This is a genomic window from Bacillus sp. RK1064 (assembly GCF_051488405.1).
GTDB lineage: Bacteria > Bacillota > Bacilli > Bacillales > Bacillaceae > Bacillus.
Map to the genome: position 1 here is coordinate 1,841,017 of NZ_JBPSCZ010000001.1, position 18,184 is coordinate 1,859,200.

Here is an 18,184-nt window from a genome sequence, read left to right on the forward strand (position 1 = left end):
GAATTTCGTTTTAGCCCTTTTTCTCCTTTTCAGCGTGATAGAAAACCTTTGCAGCCCTAGGAAGGACGAGTACTGGCGCGGAGCGAATTTGACATTCGTGAGCACCAGCACGCAGGACTGACACCGAATGCGAGGGTTTGTCTACACGCTGAAGTATTTTTTAAATTGATGCATATTTCACAATGGCTGCTTGACGTGTCATTTCGTGATATGCAACCCATAATTCATCACCCGGCAGTACGCTAGTGATTGGATCGATTGGCTGCTTCACTTCATACATCACGCCATCTCTCTCAATCTGAATGATCGCTAACGGCTGATTGCCGATGACACCAGAAAATGCGACATGGGTCACTTTTGCACTTCCTTGTTTCTCTTGCATGAGACTGATTTCTTTATCCAACTCTTCTTGTTTTGTCTGCATCGTGATTTGAGTTCCTGGCGCGACCTCCATATGGTCAGGGATGAATTGACTGACCGTTTTTGTGATGGACTGATCTCCGCTAGAAACCGTCACATCCAGCATAATAGGTTTCCGTGACTGGATATTGCTTCACCCGCTGGATGGTTCCTGTTAATGTCACGTCTTTCCCCGATCGATTCCGCACTTCATGGGCATAGGCTGCCATTTTCAGCTGACCGTTGATGTCGACGAGGTCGGCTTTTTCTCCTGTTCTAAATTCAAAACCAGCGGCTTGAATCATCGGAATGGTATACCTTTTCTGATCTGCTTCAAATGTAAGCGATAAGACAGTGCCTCGTCCTACGGTTCCACATGATTCTATATTTCTTAAAACAGCGCCTTTGATGAACTTTGGCTCACTTGTCTGTGAGAAGTTCCCCTCTTTTAAGAGCAGCGCCTTTTTCTTCTTCGGATTGTAGAGAATGGCGATACGCTGACCCGGCTGTGGTATCTGGGTATAGGATACAACCGTTTTAACTGTCTTCTCGATGTTTTCCCCATCATATTGAAATTGCAGCTGCATTTTGACAAGCGGCTGTTCGTTGATGTAGGTACCCGTTTCTTTGACAGATACAATATTGGCTTCTAATGTGATACTGTCCTTGATCTTGTTCTTTCTCACCAGTCTCAAAATCGGCGGCAGGAAGATGGCTAGCACAAATAACAGCAGTGGAATAAACAGCCATATCGCCCAGTTGAGAATGAGCGGTCCGCCTTTCATGACATATTGCATAAAGGTGTCAACAGACGTTTGGTGAGCAGGACTTGCGTTTTCGATTGAGATGACTTTTTGCAGAGGAAATTCCTTTAGCTGTTTGCTTTTCGTCTCAAATGCACCCGTTAATTGATTTTCGAATGAATAATAGATCCAATCGCTTTTCACATTTTTATTGAAAGAGAGTCCTTCTCTTTGTAAAGTTTCATATGAAAACGACTGAAAAAGCTTGCTGACAGACGTCGTCTTATTCGTGCGGTGGTTATAAATATAACCAGTCAGCTTGCCTTTTGCTTCGTCCTTTGCTGTAGAGCCTACAAGAAGAACTTCTTCTTCATTAAGCTGGTAGATAAAGGTTTGATAAATCGGTTTTGGTGTTGGGAGGGCTTCCCCAAGCCTTCCCTCTGCATTCACTTTCCTTGGTCTTTTTGGATAGTTAGATTCGACAGCGACTGCAAAGTTTTGGGATGTTCCGATCGTTTTTTCCAGCTGCTTTTCCACTTTATCTTCAATGAGGCTAAACGGTTCAGCGTTTTTGGAGACATAGACCCCAAGCTGATGCTTATCGTTTGAGACTCCGCTGACATATGCTTTCTGGTCATTTTTTAAAGTCAATTCAAATATAGGAATAGGAGTCTGTCCTCTAAAGGAATTCATGACGACATCCATAGAGACTGGCCTTGCTGGCAGTTTTAGCTCGTTGAGGTTGTGTACATGAAACTGACCATTCTTTAGCTCACCGAGGACCGCAGCGGCGCCTTCCATTTCTCCTGTAAACACAAGCCGTCCATTCCATTGATATGTATTCGTTTTTAAAAACGAGGGTATCTGTAAATTTTGCTTAACGAGCTCTTTCTTTTCTCCGCTTGGAGACAGCTTCTCGATCACCAGCTGCCCCTCTTTATTTTTTAAAGCAAGTAAGAGATTGTTACCTTGAATGGATGGCCGCATTTCATTAAACGGATCGCTTTCCGTGGTCCAATCACTGATTCTTTTTCCTGATTGAGGATCATACATACCAAAATGAAGCTGCTGGTCTTTTGATACAGCACTCACCACTCGTTTTCCTTCATCAAATGTAAACATTCGTTTGACATCATATTCTGTCACTTTCCCTGCTGACAAATCATCTTGGTAATGGTTCCACACCATGAAACTGATAATGATAGCTGGAATAAAGAAGACAATATATCGTAGAAAAATCACTGGTATTCTTTTCACTTGATCGCTTCCTTTCATGAGGTTCCTTTATCTTATACGTCAGTGCAGCGAAAATGTTCTATGCTAGAAGAATACCATTCCAGCCTTCCAGTTCCATATTTTACAAACTTCGTTGTTTGCGATAAAATCCAATCAGATTCAAAAAAGGAGTTTTTCTCATTGGATAAGCTATCTTCTACTTTCTAGCGGCTTGGCTGCGTGTTCCTCGTTGGTTCAAGCAATGGGTGCTTGTATCCATTTCCATTTTCTTTTTTTATATGTGTTTTGTAAAGGGGCTGACTAGCTGGCATACCTTGCCGCCTGTTACGTTGTGCTCGTGCGTGATTGGTTCTTTCTTCATTTGGATGTTGTGGATAAAAGGTCAAAAAAATAAATGAAATGGGGAAAATCATGAAAGAATCCATCAGTTATTTTGCTATCTCTTTTGTTCTGCAATGGGTTTGGTTTGGCATCGTGCACCCAAATAGAGGCGTGACACTCTTGGACATGTTCGTCTTTTCTATTTTGTTTGCGGTGATGTTCTTTTTTATCGGGCGGATTTGGCGTTATCAGAAGAAAGGAAGAAGTGAGTGATCATGAAATTAACTCAATGAAAAAGGCTGCCAAATAGATGGCAGCCTTTTCCTTGCTCTTTTCATGCAAATAAATAATCAATGTGTGATCTCCGTTACGGAGTGTATGAATTAAGATTCGATCATATCAGTGTGTCATATGTGTTCCGAGTGAACCTACGTTTGAAAGTAAACGCCATGGAAGTTCTGGATAACAAGACAACGAAAGCCCTACCTCTCATTCGTCCTTACGGCTCCGAAGCCGTGCCAGTGTGAATTGTAAATCAAAACGTCTTTTTTCCACTCTTCCGCTTTTATAGGGGGCGGGTGCAGAAGGAAAAGAATAAGTTGTTCGCTTTGACAGCGTCTCGTTCTTATCAAGTAGAAGCTCTATTGCTTCTCATTATGTCATAGAAAAAAGAAAGTTTACTTTCTTTATTTATTTGCTTATTTCAACACTTAATATAAAACTATAACACATACCCCCAGCTTACGCAAGTGTTAAAGTGATAATTCTGCCGGCGTACGGCTTCCTTCATTCATGTAACGAATGGAGGTTGGATCAATCTTCAGAATCACTAGATTCGGATCATCTTTTCCTTTAAACCATTTCTCCATCTCCTCAGACCAAAGGCAGTCGATCAGTTCTGGATCATCGGTTAATGTTGCGGTACCTGCGATTTCTGCATACGTGTCACCGAATCCTTCACCTGAATAACCAATGAGAATATGGACATTCGGGTTTTTTTCAATTTCGTCTGCTTTATGTGTTTCTTTGCTCGTTGGTGTATATAATGTCAGCCCTTCATGGAAAAAAGTCATGTAGCGGGTATGCGGCTTATCCTGTTCAACGGTCGCCAGTGTTCCGACCTTTTGTTCATCTAATAGGTTGAGTACCTTTTGTTTTAATTCTTCTTGTGACATATCGTTTCACTCCTTCAAATTTCATCCGTACTCTTAGGTTTCCACGACAATCCATTCATTAAACAAAGAAATGTGTTTTTCATAAAAAGAGATCTTCTGGCTGATGCTATAGAAAAGAGGCTCAATGAAGGGAGAAGTTGAACATGCATCATGAAACGATGTTCCATTTAAGTTCACTTGTCATTGCGGCAGTTGTAGTGGGCATTATCGTATGGTCTGTCTTATCTGTGCAGAAGAATCGCAAGAAATACTAAACACACCGCCCAATCAATGCTGGGCGGTGGCGCTATTGATCATGTATTCATAAAGGAACCGCCGTTGACGTGAAGTGTTTGTCCTGTCATATAAGACGATTCGTCAGAAGCAAGCAGCACATAGCAGCCGACATGCTCTACAGGCTGTCCTGGTCTTCCCATTGGGGTTTCTGCCCCGAAGCTTTCCACACTATCCTCATCAAATGTAGATGGAATGAGCGGCGTCCAAATTGGACCTGGCGCTACACCGTTCACCCGAATCCCATCTTTCACAAGCGACTGTGCCATAGAACGCGTAAAGCCGTTGATGGCCCCTTTTGTCGCCGTATAATCAATCAGCACTTTGTTGCCTCGATATGGGTTAATGGATGTTGTATTAATAATTGTACTTCCCGGTTTTAAGTAATCCAGTGCTTTCTTCGTAAAATAAAAATAAGAATAGAAGTTGGTTCTAAAAGTTTGGTGAAGCTGTTCACTAGAAATATCTTGAATCCGTTCTTTCGGATGCTGTTCAGCCGCATTATTCACTAAAATATCTAATTGCCCAAAGGCTTCAACTGTTTTTTCTACCGCTTTCTCGCAAAAGGCTTCGTCACCGACATCTCCTGCAATCGTTAAACATTTAACGCCTTCCTGTTCTACGCGCTTTTGCGTATCCTTTGCATCCTCATGTTCATTTAAGTACACAATGGCGACGTGTGCACCTTCTTTTGCATAGGCAACAGATACAGCACGTCCAATTCCACTATCTCCGCCTGTAATCAGTGCGACTTTCCCTTTGAGCTTGCCAGACCCTTGATATGATTCATCCTCAAAGATCGGCGCAGGATTCATTTCTCTTTCACTGCCTGGCTGCTGATCCTGTGTTTGGCGCGGAATGCCATTTGTTAAGTATTCACGTAAATCCATGTGTAAGCTCCTCCTTGATTTGTTGATGTATCCTTTCATTACCACCTCTTTTTTTTACTCAAACATCCCTAAACTGCACAGATGCGTTTTGTAAATCGGCATGTTTCAAGATGGGGAAAATCGGTTACATGATCATTAAAAAGGAGCGTTCTCAAATGCTGTCAACCATTTCGAAAACCTTTAGCAGACCAAAAGGCTGGCTCGGAAGCATCGCAGGCTTCATTATGGCAAATGAAAATAAAGCATTGAATCAGTGGGCCATCCAGCACTTAGATCTGACAGATAGTGAAAACATTTTGGAAATCGGCTATGGGCCCGGCTACAGCATCAAACATATGCTTAAGCATTATGAAGATCTTCACATTGATGGTCTAGATGCCTCCGCCACCATGCAGGAGCAAGCACAGTCCCGCGTCAGCAAACGGTCAAAAGACAAACAGGTCCGGCTGTATGTAGGGAAAATCGAGAAAACACGCTTGCCCGGAGAGCAGTATGACAAAGTACTGTCTGTCAACAACTTTACGATTTGGGATGATCCAAAGACTGGCCTACTCAACCTTTATCACACGTTGAAACCAGGCGGGAAACTCGTCATTGTGATGCAGCCAAGAGAAAAAAGTGCTGACGCCAGCCGGACAAAAGAGATGGGTGAAAACATATTGAATGACTTACAGTTTGCGGGGTTTGACCATTTTTCTGTTGAGTATGAGGAAATTCGTCCAACACTTGCTGTCTGTGTCACAGCCAAAAAGCCGAGAAGCGAATAAGCTCTCGGCTTTTTTTCTTACCATTTTGCTTCTTTTACAAATTGATAGAACAGCTGATGCAATTTCTGTTCAATCTCTTCCTTTGATCCTTGTCCATAAAGCACCATGCTTTCCTCACTTTCAATGATGGATGAACTGATCAGACTAAACATTTCAGACCCTTCCTTGCCAAGCTTTTGCGGCGCCAGCATCATAAGCATTCGTGACATCATTTGCTGCCCGCCATCCATGCTTTTGACCTCATATGCCTGATCAAGATCATAAATATGAAAGATTGGTTCCTTGATGAATTCATGCTTTAAATGAAAAAGAGCAAACTCGGTACCAGGTATGCCTAAACCGCCTTGCTGTTCACGTTCCAGTAAGCCGCTCGCTACATCATCCGCATGTGTGATAGATCCTTCTTCTTCAAGCTGACGAAGCAGCTGCCTGATTGTTGCCTCATGCTGCGGCAGCGTCTCTCTATTTTCGATGGTAAAATGGGACAAGATGCTGCGAATCACAGACATGTAATTCGTCACTTTTTCTGCAACCGCCATCATATTAACGGATTCTTGTACCGTTTCTTTGGCAGCTTCTTTCAACCTTTTTTTCTCAATCATATAAGGAATCTTTCGTTTAATATGAGCCTTCACACGCATAGCGTCATCCTCGTTTAGGAGCGGACTGACCATGATGTAATCGATATGGTCATATGGGATCGGAACAGTCGATACAATCATGTCATAGCTTGATGCATCGATTTCTTTTAGCTCCATCAAAGACGATAGATCGAATTCGGCGATTTCTGGCAATTCCTTTTTTAAACGAGAAGCGAGCATTTTGGAGGAACCGATGCCGCTTGAGCAAACGACCAATGCATGAATGTTCGTTTCTTCTTTTTTGATTTCAAGCACTGAGCCAAAGTGAAGCACAATAAAGGCGATTTCATCCTCTGGAAATTCAATCTCTGGAAAGAAACGCTCGACTCCTTCTTCAATCGCCATAAAAAGCAAAAAGTAGTCCTTTTTAATTTGTTGTGTAAGTGGATTATAGATTCTCATCTTTTCCTTTAAACGGTTCATGGCAGGTTCGAGATGAGACACGAGTCCCTCATACAATGAATCATTCTCATTTAAATGATAGCCGGTTTTATTTGAAATAAAATCAATGAGCTTCTTCGTTCTGATCGCTATATCCAGCTCGATCTCATCAATACGGTATTCTGCCCCAAAGCTGCGATTTGCACTGCGCAGGTGGATGGTCATATAACCGACCTCTGCTTCAGGGATCTCCACATTAAACATGCGTTCAAGTGCTCTTGCGATTCGCAGTGATGATTCAAATTCTTTCGTCCGCTTTAGTTCAAGCAGCTCTTCCTCTTCCATTCGAATGGTTTCGCCAAGCTGAATCCGTTCAATGGCATAGGTTAAGTGAACGACAAGCGCAATATAGGCACTATCAGATAAAGAGAGTGACAGTCTATTTTTCAAATGAAAGAGCAGTCTTTCTACCTTAAGCAGCTGCCCTCTGCTGACAACGCCAAACACCTTTTCCGTCGCTTTCGTTCGATGCTTGATATTCATTTCAATTGTTTCTAAAAATAATTGAATATCGAGCCGGTCGACAATCAGGTTGCCGACAATCTTTCGTTTAGCTTCCTCCGGTCCTTTTAATTCAATGCCATACCCGCGTTTTCGGATCAACTGCAAACCGTAAGGAGCGATCCACTCCGTCAGTTCATCTAAGTCATAGCTGATGGTCGCATTTGTTACCTGCAAATCGGCTGCGAGTGTATATAATTTCACCGGTTCCTTTGCTTCAAGCAATGCACAAAGGATTAAGAGCTTCCGTTCGTCAGAGCTATATTCAATTTGATCCTCATTTGACATATGAGCAAGAAGCCGCTGTTTATCCTCCTGTTCACCGACTGCCTTCAAGCCTTTCCCCGGCTGTTTATCTAGTGAAAGATCATAATTCTTTAATATCGGTTTGATCGATTTTAGTTCTCTATGAATGGTTCTTGTACTCACCTGAACAGAATCGGCTATCTCACGAATGGTGACATAACGATTTTGCTGAATGATGTATTTGATGATCTTCTGTTCTCGTGCCGTTATGTACATGAAATGCCTCCCTCTGCAAAAATAGGTCTATTGTCACACCTTAATATAAAACGCTTTCATCAAACGATGCAATCTTAAGTTGATCTGACTTTGGCACAGTGGCTGTGACAAAATTAAAAACAAGGATTCATCAGACGCTTCTCCAAAATGACGGTCCATACTCCTTTTGATGAAATTGAACCTTTTGTTCACGAAAAGGCAGTGTACCCCCAGCTTTTAAAGAATAAGTCGGATTATATATTGGAGAGCCAAAGCAATAATCCATCGTTCCTTCCTCCGGGCGGAAGATGACGGTTCGCATCGTCCCAAACAGCTCCTCATAATTGTGCACAGTCAGACCATCTGGATATTCTGTCTGGAACAGCTTAGCAAGAGAATCACTTGATCGTTGTTCTTCTAAAGCCTCCATTAACATGTCGTATCTGACAATAGAATGATGCTTGGTCATCCCTTTTCCTGTTTGATCAGCAATCGGATGATTTGTGGCTGCAATATAACCTGTCTCCGGTCTTCTGACCATTTTGCGGCCATCAATGATTTCAATCACAGCCGCTTCTCCTTTTCGATCGGCAAGCATGAGGTGAACATTTGAGGCAACGGGCATTTCCTGAATAGAGTGAATGGCTTCCTCAACCGTTCTACAGTTTTCCAGAACAGATCGAATCACATGATACACTTGCAAACCGGCAACTGCTGGAGCCTTTAAACCGGCTTCATTTCCAACCGGCGGACCACAAGCAGAGAATGTCACAGAAAGACCATGCTCATTCATCCCATCAGATCTGCCAAACAAGAGCAGTGACGAGCCCGTATGACATGCCGAGCCTTTCACATGTGTCGTCACAAGACGCATATCATCAAATATTGGGGAGAAATCATAGTTACGCAGCATGACCGTTTGTTGACCGGCCGCCATATTCCCCTGCCTCACGCAGTGGGAACAGCCTGGCTGAAGATGAGATGAATAGAAAAAGGTCAAATAACGCTCATCTAATTGCAGTTCATCACAAAATCCAGCTATCTCTTCTTCTAACTGAGGAAGATGAGGGCGCATCAGCTGCTTCGTTTCCTTCACAGCCTCTTTTTCTAGCGGTTCTGTTCGAATATATTGTGTCTGTAGCAACGGGTTCTCCTTAAACCAGACAGCCTGCTGTTTTCCCACTTCATAAGCGGTTCCTGTCATTTCATGAAAATATGCACTGATTTCCTCCATGACTGCACACCTCTTTCGACTTCGTTTCTTTTATCATATCGAAACCGTCATTTATTGAAAAGGATGAAAAAAACTGCAACCCCAACGGATTACAGCTGTTTCCAGGATTGTTGAAACAATGCTTTTGCCATTGCTTCATATCCTTTATGGTTCGGATGAAATTGATCAATCGATAAGTAATCTCTTTCATGTCCCTCAAACGCCCGGTACACATCCACAACCTCTACATGCGGATTTGCAGCAAGCAAGCGAAGCTGATGATTGTATTGCTGAAGCCACCGCTCCGCTATTGGTATTTGCGGAAAAGGATTATATAAATTCATGAGATACACGCAATAGGGCTGCTGCCCTCTTTTGATATGAGCGATTTCTTGAATCATCTTGCTAAAATTCGCTTGGCAATGCAAGGTCGCTTGCAGCAATTTCTTTTCATCTTCACCCTCTTCATACTGCTGAACAGCTTGAACAAGGTCATTCCCGCAGCCTGTGATGGTGATGATGTCAGCTGGTGCAATAGCACGCCTCACATCAGATCGTTTGAACAGCTGTAAAATCTGATCCGTCGTTAACCCTGACTTTGCAAATACGGACAGCTCGACTGACGCCTGTGTCTTTTTTTCAAGCATCCATTGATACCGCTCAGCGAAGCCTCCGCCAAATAAACGTGCCCCCACTCCCACTGTTAAGGAATCTCCAATCGCAACATAGGATCGTCCCACTCTTATCCCTCACTCTCTCCTGCCTTCTCTTATATATACGAAATCGGAGAACAGATGCTTGTAGCAGATGGCTTAGGGGCATTCATCTTTTTTTCATGAGACGTCTTTACAAACTCTTTACTTGTGAGATCGACTGTTTTTTTGTTCAATAGGAGTAGGTTTTTATGATGAAATCCGTATCTCCAAGCGTTTCAGAAAAATTTACAAACTTTTTATCTTGATTTCGAGACTTTATACCTTGACTTCAAACTACATTGTGATTACAATGAAAATATCAGTTTTTATGTAACTGTGCTTGTTACATCTTTTTCATAGCATTCCAATATGATTAAAGATGCCACATATTCAGTGTATCTTTGGGATACACTAAAAAAAACACTGAAACAGAAAGGATTGAATGAACATGGCAAAAGTTTTATACATCACTGCACATCCGCATGATGAAACAGTTTCTTACAGTATGGCTACTGCTAAAGCATTTATCGAATCTTATAAGGAAGCAAACCCAAGTGACGAGGTTGTACATATCGATTTGTACAAAGAAAACATCCCTCACATTGATGCAGATGTATTCGCTGGCTGGGGCAAGCTGCAATCAGGTGCTGGCTTCGATACACTTTCAGCTGAAGAGCAAGCGAAAGTTGCTCGCCTAAACGAATTAAGCGATCAATTCGTTTCTGCTGACAAATATGTATTTGTTTCACCACTTTGGAACTTCTCATTCCCACCAGTTCTTAAAGCATACATCGACTCTGTTGCTGTAGCTGGTAAAACATTCAAATACACTGAGCAAGGTCCTGTTGGATTATTAACAGACAAAAAAGCTCTACACATCCAAGCACGTGGCGGATACTACTCTGAAGGTCCTGCTGCTGAACTTGAAGCAGGCCACCGTTACCTTGGTACAATTGCGAGCTTCTTCGGAATTCCTTCCTTCGAAGGTCTTATCGTTGAAGGTCACAATGCTGAACCTGCGAAAGCAGAGCAAATTAAAGCAGATGCGATCGAACGTGCAAAAGCTTTAGGAAAAACTTTCTAATAAACTGAACGCGAAAAGCCAATGATCTTAACGGTCATTGGCTTTTTATTTGTTTAGATGAAAGCCTAACTCTCTAGAGATACCACTCGCGGCTTTTTTGACCTGCTCAATTAAATATGGAAGGCGTTCCTTTTGATAGCCTGCTTCAAACCCTGCAATGCTAATACCTGCTGCGACTTCTCCAAGGTGATTGAAAATAGGGGCTCCAACCGCAGCGGTATAGTTTTCAAGCTCCGAATAGCTTAACGTATAGCCCCTTTCATTTGATTCATCCAGTATGTTTCGAAGAACCTCTTTATCTGTAATAGTCCCGATTCCGATTTTCCCTAGCTCAATCGAATCAATATAAGCGAGTCTCTCGCGCTCTGGTAAAAAGGAGAGAATACTTCTTGCACAAGCACCCGCATATAGGGGAGAGCGCCTGCCGACGGCGGTGTAGAGACGAACAGGCTGCGTCCCTTCGATTTTATCCACGTAAATGGCTTCGTCTCCTTCACGAACGATGAGCTGTACAGCTTCTCCCACTTCATCCCGCAAGCCTTCCATAAATGGTCTTGCAATTCTCCGAATATCAAGGCGGTCCGCCACAAGTTGACCGTATTCAAGAAACATCAGGCCTAAACGATAAACACCTGAATCATGTTTTTCTAATAATCCCATATCGGCTAACGAGCTCGCCATGCGGTGCACAGACGTTTTCGGCATGCCGGAGAGCTCGATCATTTCATTTAACGTTAATTGGTCACGAGCGATAAACAGCCGCAAAATCTCCATTGATTTCACCACGGTTTTATTTGTATTTTGCATGTCCATCCCCTTTTCTAAACGAATGCTTCCAGCTTGATTCTGGCAGCCAGCTCCTTCAATTCTGCTTCTTGCTTAAATAGCGCCTGCTCTGCGGCCTGATGATCGATTCGCTTAAAATACAGATTCGCCCCAGGCATCGCTTGTGCAATGAGCGGCAGATCGACCGTCGCTACTTCTCCAATACGCGGGTATCCGCCTGTTGTTTGCCGATCTGCCAGCAGAATAATCGGCTGGCCGTCAGGAGGAATTTGAATAGAACCAAAGGCAACCGCTTCTGAAATCAATTCAAGCTTTTCTTTTAAATGAACCGGCTCCCCCTTCAAGCGGCAGCCCATGCGATCTGATTGAGGCGTGACTTGGTAAGGCTGTTCGAAAAAGGTGTGTTGAGATATTTCTTGAAAAAAAGAAAGGTGTCTCCCTGGCAGCACCCGAATCACGGGCGATTTCCGCAGCGGCAAAAAATGCGTATGACTTACAGTCCAATCGGGTGCGCTGTACGCCGCCTGTTTCACTTCGCTTTTGAGCCTATCAGACAATCGATCCGCTACGATTGAAGGCTTTCCAATGGACAGGACGTCTCCTTTTTCAAGCGGACGTCCGTTCAGTCCACCTATTCCTGCTCTCACATAGGTGCTTTTGCTCTGCATGACCGGCTCCACATCGAATCCACCTGCCACAGCAAGGTAAGCGCGGCAGCCTCTCTTACAAGGACCAAAGGTGATCGTGCTTCCTGATCGAACAAAGAGCGGCTTCCATAAAGGGGCTGGCTCTCCATCGATGTCGATTTCCACGTCAGCGCCAGTCACTGCAATAAGCTCATCCTTTTGACACGTCAACACAGGACCCGGCCCCATTAAAGTTATTTCCAGTACGGCTTCGTTTTCCTCGTTGCCTGTGAGAATGTTGGCAATTCTAAGTGAGAGCGGGTCCATGCCGCCGCTCGTTAAGACGCCATACTTTTGATAGCCTTTCCGACCTTTATCTTGAATGGTTGTGAACATTCCTGACTTGATGACATGAATACTCAACGTTCTGCCTCCTTCATGCTGAAAAATTCCTTTTCAGACATTTGGACAAATCTGACCTCGTCCCCTGCTCTCAATAGACTTGGGACTTTCTCGTCTGGGTAAAAGAGTGGCAGCGGGGTTTGTCCAATGAGCTGCCAGCCGCCGGGTGTGGAAATGGGGTAAACGCCGGTCTGCTTTCCCGCAATGCCGACAGATCCTTTTGGAATGGACATTCTCGGTGTTTCCCTGCGCGGGGCTGCGATCTTTTCAGACAGCCCGCCTAAAAATGGAAACCCCGGGGCAAATCCAATCATATAAACAAGATACGTCCCTGCGGTGTGAATACGCACGACTTCCTCAGGTGTTAAACGATTGATCCGGGCGACTTCTTCTAAATCAGGTCCCACCTCTCCCCCGTAGCAGACTGGAATATCGACGATGCGGCGCTTCGACTGAACCCCCTCCTGCCATTTCTCTTCAAGAAGTGTTTCAATATAGTTTTTCACCCATTCATACGGAGACAAGTCCTTTTTTTGAAGGTGGGCAGATTGATGAACAGTATAAGGCTCGTAAAAAACAGTCACGTTTGTAAAGGCTTGAACAGCTTCCACATATCCAGCAAATGGATGCTGCTCAATACACGAAAACAGCTGCACAACACGCTCATGAATCTCTTCACATATGTCTGCTCCTGCTTGGATAACGATCGCTGCATCTCCTAGCGGGTGGAAGGTGATAAAATCTTTTATCGTTGAAAATGCCACTTGAGGATCCCTCTCTTTCTAAAGCACACCGAGCTGTTGATCTCTTTGATCTGTGATGAACATATGCCCAGGTGCATGGGTAATCGCAATGTCTGGTTTTGTATGCATGACAATGGCCTGCGGCGTCACACCACATGCCCAAAACACCGGGACTTCTCCTTCTTTGATCAAAGATGGTTCTCCAAAGTCCGGCTGATCCACATTGGCAATTCCAATCATCGCTGGGTCGCCTATATGGATGGGGCCGCCATGAACTGACGGGAATCTAGACGTCACTTGTACACTTCTTGTAATCTGATGCGCCGGAATGGGCCTCATGCTGACAACCATCGGGCCATGAAACACCCCTGCTCTTTCACAAGAGATATTCGTTTGATACATCGGAACGTTATGACCGTTTTCAATATGGCGAACAGGGATATCATTCAGCATGAGCGCATGCTCAAACGTAAAACTGCAACCGATGAGAAAGGCAACCATATCATCCTCCCAATAAGCAGAGATATCTGAAACCTCTTCTTGAAGAATCCCTTTTCGGTAAATACGGTATTTAGGAAAGTCCGTACGAATATCCGCTTGGGGTGCCGACCTTCTCGGCACTGGATCACCCGGCTCCAGTACATCAAGCAAGGGGCATGCAGCCGGATTGCGCTGACAAAACAAAAGAAAGTCAAAGGCAAGTTCCTTTTTAACGATCATTAAATTGGCTTGAGCATATCCCTCTGCTAAACCCGCCGTTGGTCCTGTGATTTCTTTTTTACGAATCAACTCTCTGATCTGTGAAGGCTCATATGTTTGATCAATACTCATTCAAATCAACTCCATAGTTTCGGGATTTCAGTCATAATGGTATATCCGCCCATCAAAGCCATGATGATGACAACCAATGCACCTGACGCTGTCAAAAAGAATGGATGACGGTAATCGCCGACAATTTCTTTCTTATAGGCCGCAACCAGCAAGGTGCCAAGTGCGAGAGGTAAAATCAATGCATTGATGGCCCCAACTAAAACTAATATGTTCACAGGTCGTCCGATCGTAATAAAACAAATAGTAGAGAGGGCAATAAAGCCGATGATAATGCCACGTTGATTTTGCTCAATTTTTGGCGAGAAGGTTTTAAAGAAAGAAACAGATGTGTAAGCCGCTCCAATAACCGATGTAATCGCCGCAGCCCACATAATGATCCCGAACATTTTATATCCAACTTTTCCAGACGCTAACTGGAATACAGAAGCAGGCGGATTCGCTGGATCAATCTGTAAACCCTTTGAGACCACTCCTAGTACGGCTAAAAATAAAGCGACACGCATCACAGATGTAATCAGGATGCCGAAAACAGAGCTTTTTGTCACTTGAGGAAGTGCATCCTTCCCTTTAATTCCAGCATCCAATAGACGATGTCCGCCAGCAAAAACGATATAGCCGCCAACTGTCCCCCCGACAAGTGTCACAATCGATAGAATATCAATTTCTTCTGGGACAAATGTTCTGAGTGCTGCTTCCCCAACGGGCGGCGCTGTTGAAATCGCCACATACAGCATCAGGCCGATCATGACAAAGCCTGCTACCTGTGTGAAACGGTCCATCGCTTTTCCAGCCTCTTTGATCACAAAGATCAGAATGGCAATGACAGCACTGACCCCTGCTCCGATTCGCGGATCGACTCCGAAGATGACCTGAAAACCGAGACCAGCACCAGCGATATTTCCGATGTTAAAGGCAAGTCCCCCAATGACAATCAAAAAGGCCAGCACATAACCGAGCCCCGGCAGAACCATATTCGCAATATCCTGACCTCGCTTTTCTGACACGGCGATGATGCGCCATACATTCGTTTGTGCAAAAATATCCAACAAAATAGAGATGAGAATGACAAACCCAAAGCTAGCCGCAAGCTGCTGTGTAAAGACAGTCGTTTGTGTTAAAAATCCCGGTCCTATTGCGGACGTCGCCATTAAAAAGGCTGCGCCCATCAGCATAGAACGATTCCCCTTTGGTGCCTTCGTGTGCTTGACTTCCTCTTTTTTCATGCTGTTTCCCCCTTTGATGACGATTTTTATTGAAAGGCTTTGAGATGAATACTCGCTTCTTTTAGTTTTGATGTAATGGTTTTGGCAAATTGAAGCGCATGGCTGCCGTCTCCGTGAATACAGACCGTATCTGCTTTAAGCAAAATATCTTCCCCTTGAACGGTACGAACCTTCCCTTCTCGCACCATACGAACGACCTGCTGAACTGCCCGTTCATCATCTTCAATGAGTGCATGTGGTTCGCGGCGAGATGTCAGCGTCCCGTCTGCTTGATAGGTCCGATCAGAAAATACTTCATGAGCCACTTGAAGGCCAATTCTCTCACCTGCTAACGCAAGTTCACTGCCTGAGAGACCGAATAACACAAGACTTGGATCGACATGATACACAGCCTTCGCAATCGATTCAGATAATTCAGTATTTTTAGCCGCCATGTTGTAAAGGGCGCCGTGCGGCTTGACATGCTGCATCGTGCCGCCTTCTGCCTTGAGAAAGGCTGATAGAGCGCCAATTTGATAGACGACGAGATCATAGGCTTCCTCTGCCGAGATCGCCATTGGACGTCTGCCAAAGCCGACCAAATCTTGCAAACCTGGATGCGCACCAATTTGGACCCCTTTATCCAGCGCCATTCTGACCGTTTTTCTCATGACCGTTGGATCTCCTGCATGAAAACCGCAAGCAATGTTGGCTGACGTGACATATTCAAGAATTTGTTCGTCCGCACCGATTGTGTATTGACCAAAGCTTTCTCCCAAATCACAGTTGATATCCACTTGATACATAGGACCCCTCCTTGTTGTTCCGAATAACGGAATATAAAGTCCGAATATTCGAATTTATATTGATTATATCAATTTTGGATAGATTGCACATGACATTGTCAGAAAACATAACAATAGAACTAGGAGAAAACAAAAAAAGCGAGAGGCAAAGTCCTCTCACTTTTTCTTGTAATGAAATACACCTTATTTAGACAGCACCCAATGTTGGATGGCTTTTGCAACGCCGTGTTCTGTGTTAGGAGCTGTAATCCAATCAGCGGCTTCTTTCACCACTTCTTGCGCATTTCCCATCGCAATTCCTAATCCGGCTTCTTGAATCATGGCCATATCATTTAGGCTGTCGCCAAGTGACATGACATTGTCCATCGTACAGCCAATGCGTTCTGCTACCTTTGCAAGAGCCGCAGCTTTGTTAATCCCTGCCGCATTGACTTCGATATTGGTCGGACTTGAATTTGTGATCTCTAGATGCTCATTTGCTTTCAATGTATTAAGTACTTCCTCACGAACGTCATCATCATGAATATCAAAGCCAAATTTCAACCATTCATGGTCATGAATTCGTTCTGGGAATTCACCTCTCCACACTTTCTCCACAGTGGAAGCCCAGTAATCGGTTTCGAACCTATTTTTTAGATCCCACATCATTTGGACGTGATCAGGATGCAGCAGATCTCGTTCGATCAGTTGGAAGTTTGAATCCCAGATTTCACTTCCATTTGCTGTCACAAGGTAAGAAGACAGCTTAAGCGGCTCAACCAGCTCTCGGCATGTCATCAGCGTCCGCCCTGTGCTAATCACCACATGGACCCCTTTTGCTTCAGCATCTTTAATGGCTTGTTTATTTTCCTCTGGAATGACGTGTTCACTGTTTAACAGCGTGCCATCCATATCAATGGCAATCAATCGGATGTCTTTCTTATCAGCTTGTATGGACAAATTGAGTACCCCACTTTGTATCATTTTTTGTAACTATCTTTATTTTAATATAAAGAGGAAGCTGGCACAAAGGGACGAGTTTGATCCCATAGAAAAAAGACCTTGTTACAGGTCTCTTTGCATTGGCTTAGCGTTCACACGCAATGCCGTCTTTATCACGGTCAAGTCGCATATTTTTTTGGTAAAGTGCTTTTGACACATACGGCTTGTACTTTGTTTTGCCGCCTTTGTTTTTCGTGTTTTTGCTTTTTGCCACGCCGCCTTTATAGACTTTGTTCAGTGCTTTGCAGTTTTTGTAGGACTTGACCGTTTTTGCATCTGCAGTGTGGGTGTCGACTTGTGTAAAGCTTAGTAAAAGACCTAATGACAAGACAGCCACCATGATTTTTTTCAACATGTATGATCCCCCTATTTTTTCTATTTTTACATTTTTATCATATGTCACCACTTTTTGTTTTTCAAGACTATTGCGCTAAAAAAATTGATTTTTTTGGAATAAAATGTGCTTTATCTCCTATGTGGTACAATGAGTGGGAAACCTTTCCGTTTTTGACACGTATATGAAGAGAGGAGTTTTTCACATGAAAATGAAATATACCATTCTATATGTAAACGATGTTGAGGCAAGTATTCATTTCTATCAACATGTACTTGGCTTTCCTATCAAACTCAGGGTTGAATCCTATATTGAGTTTGACACGGGGGACGTGACATTATCAATTAATTCACGCCAGGATGTCAAAGATGCACTTGGATTACCTGTCCCTGAAGCAAATCAATCCTCTCAAACGTTTGAGATAGGGTTTGTTGTGGATGACGTGGATCAAACCATTGCATCAATGAAGGAAAAAGGGGTTCCGATCATCAAAGAACCTGTAAAGAAACCATGGGGTCAAACCGTCGCTTATGTCGCTGATCCTGATGGGCATTTCATTGAAATATGTGATGCCATCTCCTAATCTTCTTTGA

Annotated in this window: 19 protein-coding genes; 4 read left to right on the top strand and 15 right to left on the bottom strand. The window is 43.7% G+C overall.

The annotated features are described in order from the left end of the window. Window positions 1-160: 160 nt before the first annotated feature. Window positions 161-526: a hypothetical protein gene (locus tag ACSSTM_RS09595; RefSeq protein ID WP_437404149.1), complete on the bottom strand. Its 366-nt coding sequence runs from the start codon at window positions 524-526 to the stop codon at window positions 161-163. Next, the gene (locus ACSSTM_RS09600; protein ID WP_437404150.1) at window positions 504-2,399 is read right to left on the bottom strand and encodes a hypothetical protein; all 1,896 of its coding nucleotides are present in this window, start codon (window positions 2,397-2,399) and stop codon (window positions 504-506) included. The genes ACSSTM_RS09595 and ACSSTM_RS09600 overlap by 23 nt, the downstream gene beginning before the upstream one ends. Before the next feature lie 390 nt (window positions 2,400-2,789). On the opposite strand from ACSSTM_RS09600, the gene ACSSTM_RS09605 reads away from it, so the two are divergent. After that, on the top strand, window positions 2,790-2,972 hold the full coding sequence (locus tag ACSSTM_RS09605) for a hypothetical protein (RefSeq protein ID WP_095285977.1): 183 nt from the start codon (window positions 2,790-2,792) through the stop codon (window positions 2,970-2,972). Window positions 2,973-3,451: 479 nt separating this feature from the next. On the opposite strand, the gene ACSSTM_RS09610 is transcribed toward ACSSTM_RS09605, so the two are convergent. Together ACSSTM_RS09610 and ACSSTM_RS09615 are read right to left on the bottom strand one after the other, a co-directional pair. After that, a complete protein-coding gene (locus tag ACSSTM_RS09610; RefSeq protein WP_095285975.1) occupies window positions 3,452-3,874 on the bottom strand; it encodes a pyridoxamine 5'-phosphate oxidase family protein in 423 nt (140 codons plus the stop codon). Between the two features lie 293 nt (window positions 3,875-4,167). After that, window positions 4,168-5,037, bottom strand: a complete 870-nt coding sequence (locus ACSSTM_RS09615; protein ID WP_034664026.1) for an SDR family oxidoreductase — start codon at window positions 5,035-5,037, stop codon at window positions 4,168-4,170. A gap of 128 nt (window positions 5,038-5,165) precedes the next feature. Here ACSSTM_RS09615 and ACSSTM_RS09620 point away from each other — a divergent pair, with 128 nt between their 5' ends. Then, entirely contained in the window at window positions 5,166-5,804 is a 639-nt protein-coding gene (locus ACSSTM_RS09620; protein WP_254637603.1) for a class I SAM-dependent methyltransferase, read from the top strand. 17 nt (window positions 5,805-5,821) lie between these two features. On the opposite strand, the gene ACSSTM_RS09625 is transcribed toward ACSSTM_RS09620, so the two are convergent. From ACSSTM_RS09625 to ACSSTM_RS09635, 3 genes are all read right to left on the bottom strand, one after another. Then, window positions 5,822-7,909: a BglG family transcription antiterminator gene (locus ACSSTM_RS09625; protein WP_095285974.1), complete on the bottom strand. Its 2,088-nt coding sequence runs from the start codon at window positions 7,907-7,909 to the stop codon at window positions 5,822-5,824. A 130-nt stretch (window positions 7,910-8,039) separates the two neighbouring features. Then, complete coding sequence (locus tag ACSSTM_RS09630; protein WP_034664031.1) at window positions 8,040-9,122, bottom strand: C45 family autoproteolytic acyltransferase/hydolase; 1,083 nt, start codon at window positions 9,120-9,122, stop codon at window positions 8,040-8,042. 89 nt (window positions 9,123-9,211) lie between these two features. Further along, window positions 9,212-9,841, bottom strand: coding sequence for a GDSL-type esterase/lipase family protein (locus ACSSTM_RS09635; RefSeq protein ID WP_034664032.1), 630 nt, complete (start codon window positions 9,839-9,841; stop codon window positions 9,212-9,214). A gap of 403 nt (window positions 9,842-10,244) precedes the next feature. On the opposite strand from ACSSTM_RS09635, the gene ACSSTM_RS09640 reads away from it, so the two are divergent. Then, window positions 10,245-10,880 (top strand): FMN-dependent NADH-azoreductase, encoded by a 636-nt coding sequence (locus ACSSTM_RS09640; protein WP_034283819.1) that lies wholly within the window; start codon window positions 10,245-10,247, stop codon window positions 10,878-10,880. Window positions 10,881-10,925: 45 nt separating this feature from the next. Here ACSSTM_RS09640 and ACSSTM_RS09645 read toward each other — a convergent pair whose 3' ends face one another. From ACSSTM_RS09645 to ACSSTM_RS09680, 8 genes are all read right to left on the bottom strand, one after another. After that, window positions 10,926-11,687 carry an IclR family transcriptional regulator gene (locus tag ACSSTM_RS09645; RefSeq protein WP_034664034.1) on the bottom strand — a complete coding sequence of 254 codons (762 nt, stop codon included), beginning with the start codon at window positions 11,685-11,687 and terminating at the stop codon, window positions 10,926-10,928. Between the two features lie 14 nt (window positions 11,688-11,701). Continuing rightward, window positions 11,702-12,715 carry a biotin-dependent carboxyltransferase family protein gene (locus ACSSTM_RS09650; protein WP_095285972.1) on the bottom strand — a complete coding sequence of 338 codons (1,014 nt, stop codon included), beginning with the start codon at window positions 12,713-12,715 and terminating at the stop codon, window positions 11,702-11,704. After that, entirely contained in the window at window positions 12,712-13,458 is a 747-nt protein-coding gene (gene pxpB / locus ACSSTM_RS09655; RefSeq protein ID WP_034664039.1) for a 5-oxoprolinase subunit PxpB, read from the bottom strand. The genes ACSSTM_RS09650 and pxpB overlap by 4 nt, the downstream gene beginning before the upstream one ends. Window positions 13,459-13,476: 18 nt before the next feature. Continuing rightward, on the bottom strand, window positions 13,477-14,268 hold the full coding sequence (locus tag ACSSTM_RS09660; RefSeq protein ID WP_095285971.1) for a putative hydro-lyase: 792 nt from the start codon (window positions 14,266-14,268) through the stop codon (window positions 13,477-13,479). A 5-nt stretch (window positions 14,269-14,273) separates the two neighbouring features. Next, window positions 14,274-15,491 (bottom strand): NRAMP family divalent metal transporter, encoded by a 1,218-nt coding sequence (locus tag ACSSTM_RS09665; protein WP_034664043.1) that lies wholly within the window; start codon window positions 15,489-15,491, stop codon window positions 14,274-14,276. A 26-nt stretch (window positions 15,492-15,517) separates the two neighbouring features. Then, a complete protein-coding gene (locus tag ACSSTM_RS09670; protein ID WP_034664046.1) occupies window positions 15,518-16,276 on the bottom strand; it encodes a LamB/YcsF family protein in 759 nt (252 codons plus the stop codon). 183 nt (window positions 16,277-16,459) lie between these two features. After that, window positions 16,460-17,239: a Cof-type HAD-IIB family hydrolase gene (locus ACSSTM_RS09675; protein WP_370876201.1), complete on the bottom strand. Its 780-nt coding sequence runs from the start codon at window positions 17,237-17,239 to the stop codon at window positions 16,460-16,462. A 103-nt stretch (window positions 17,240-17,342) separates the two neighbouring features. Beyond that, complete coding sequence (locus ACSSTM_RS09680; RefSeq protein ID WP_080769491.1) at window positions 17,343-17,612, bottom strand: excalibur calcium-binding domain-containing protein; 270 nt, start codon at window positions 17,610-17,612, stop codon at window positions 17,343-17,345. A 184-nt stretch (window positions 17,613-17,796) separates the two neighbouring features. Here ACSSTM_RS09680 and ACSSTM_RS09685 point away from each other — a divergent pair, with 184 nt between their 5' ends. Beyond that, the gene (locus ACSSTM_RS09685; protein ID WP_342689457.1) at window positions 17,797-18,174 is read left to right on the top strand and encodes a VOC family protein; all 378 of its coding nucleotides are present in this window, start codon (window positions 17,797-17,799) and stop codon (window positions 18,172-18,174) included. The last annotated feature ends 10 nt before the right edge of the window (window positions 18,175-18,184 follow it).

What these genes read in the sequence shown, in the direction of transcription:
- ACSSTM_RS09670 (WP_034664046.1), bottom strand. Translation starts at nt 16,276, where the DNA reads ATGTATCAAGTGGATATCAACTGTGATTTGGGAGAAAGCTTTGGTCAA.
- ACSSTM_RS09595 (WP_437404149.1), bottom strand. Translation starts at nt 526, where the DNA reads ATGCTGGATGTGACGGTTTCTAGCGGAGATCAGTCCATCACAAAAACG.
- ACSSTM_RS09665 (WP_034664043.1), bottom strand. Translation starts at nt 15,491, where the DNA reads ATGAAAAAAGAGGAAGTCAAGCACACGAAGGCACCAAAGGGGAATCGT.
- ACSSTM_RS09680 (WP_080769491.1), bottom strand. Translation starts at nt 17,612, where the DNA reads ATGTTGAAAAAAATCATGGTGGCTGTCTTGTCATTAGGTCTTTTACTA.
- ACSSTM_RS09620 (WP_254637603.1), top strand. Translation starts at nt 5,166, where the DNA reads ATGATCATTAAAAAGGAGCGTTCTCAAATGCTGTCAACCATTTCGAAA.
- ACSSTM_RS09605 (WP_095285977.1), top strand. Translation starts at nt 2,790, where the DNA reads ATGAAAGAATCCATCAGTTATTTTGCTATCTCTTTTGTTCTGCAATGG.
- ACSSTM_RS09640 (WP_034283819.1), top strand. Translation starts at nt 10,245, where the DNA reads ATGGCAAAAGTTTTATACATCACTGCACATCCGCATGATGAAACAGTT.
- ACSSTM_RS09615 (WP_034664026.1), bottom strand. Translation starts at nt 5,037, where the DNA reads ATGGATTTACGTGAATACTTAACAAATGGCATTCCGCGCCAAACACAG.
- ACSSTM_RS09630 (WP_034664031.1), bottom strand. Translation starts at nt 9,122, where the DNA reads ATGGAGGAAATCAGTGCATATTTTCATGAAATGACAGGAACCGCTTAT.
- ACSSTM_RS09610 (WP_095285975.1), bottom strand. Translation starts at nt 3,874, where the DNA reads ATGTCACAAGAAGAATTAAAACAAAAGGTACTCAACCTATTAGATGAA.
- ACSSTM_RS09675 (WP_370876201.1), bottom strand. Translation starts at nt 17,239, where the DNA reads ATGATACAAAGTGGGGTACTCAATTTGTCCATACAAGCTGATAAGAAA.
- ACSSTM_RS09660 (WP_095285971.1), bottom strand. Translation starts at nt 14,268, where the DNA reads ATGAGTATTGATCAAACATATGAGCCTTCACAGATCAGAGAGTTGATT.
- ACSSTM_RS09685 (WP_342689457.1), top strand. Translation starts at nt 17,797, where the DNA reads ATGAAAATGAAATATACCATTCTATATGTAAACGATGTTGAGGCAAGT.
- ACSSTM_RS09645 (WP_034664034.1), bottom strand. Translation starts at nt 11,687, where the DNA reads ATGCAAAATACAAATAAAACCGTGGTGAAATCAATGGAGATTTTGCGG.
- ACSSTM_RS09625 (WP_095285974.1), bottom strand. Translation starts at nt 7,909, where the DNA reads ATGTACATAACGGCACGAGAACAGAAGATCATCAAATACATCATTCAG.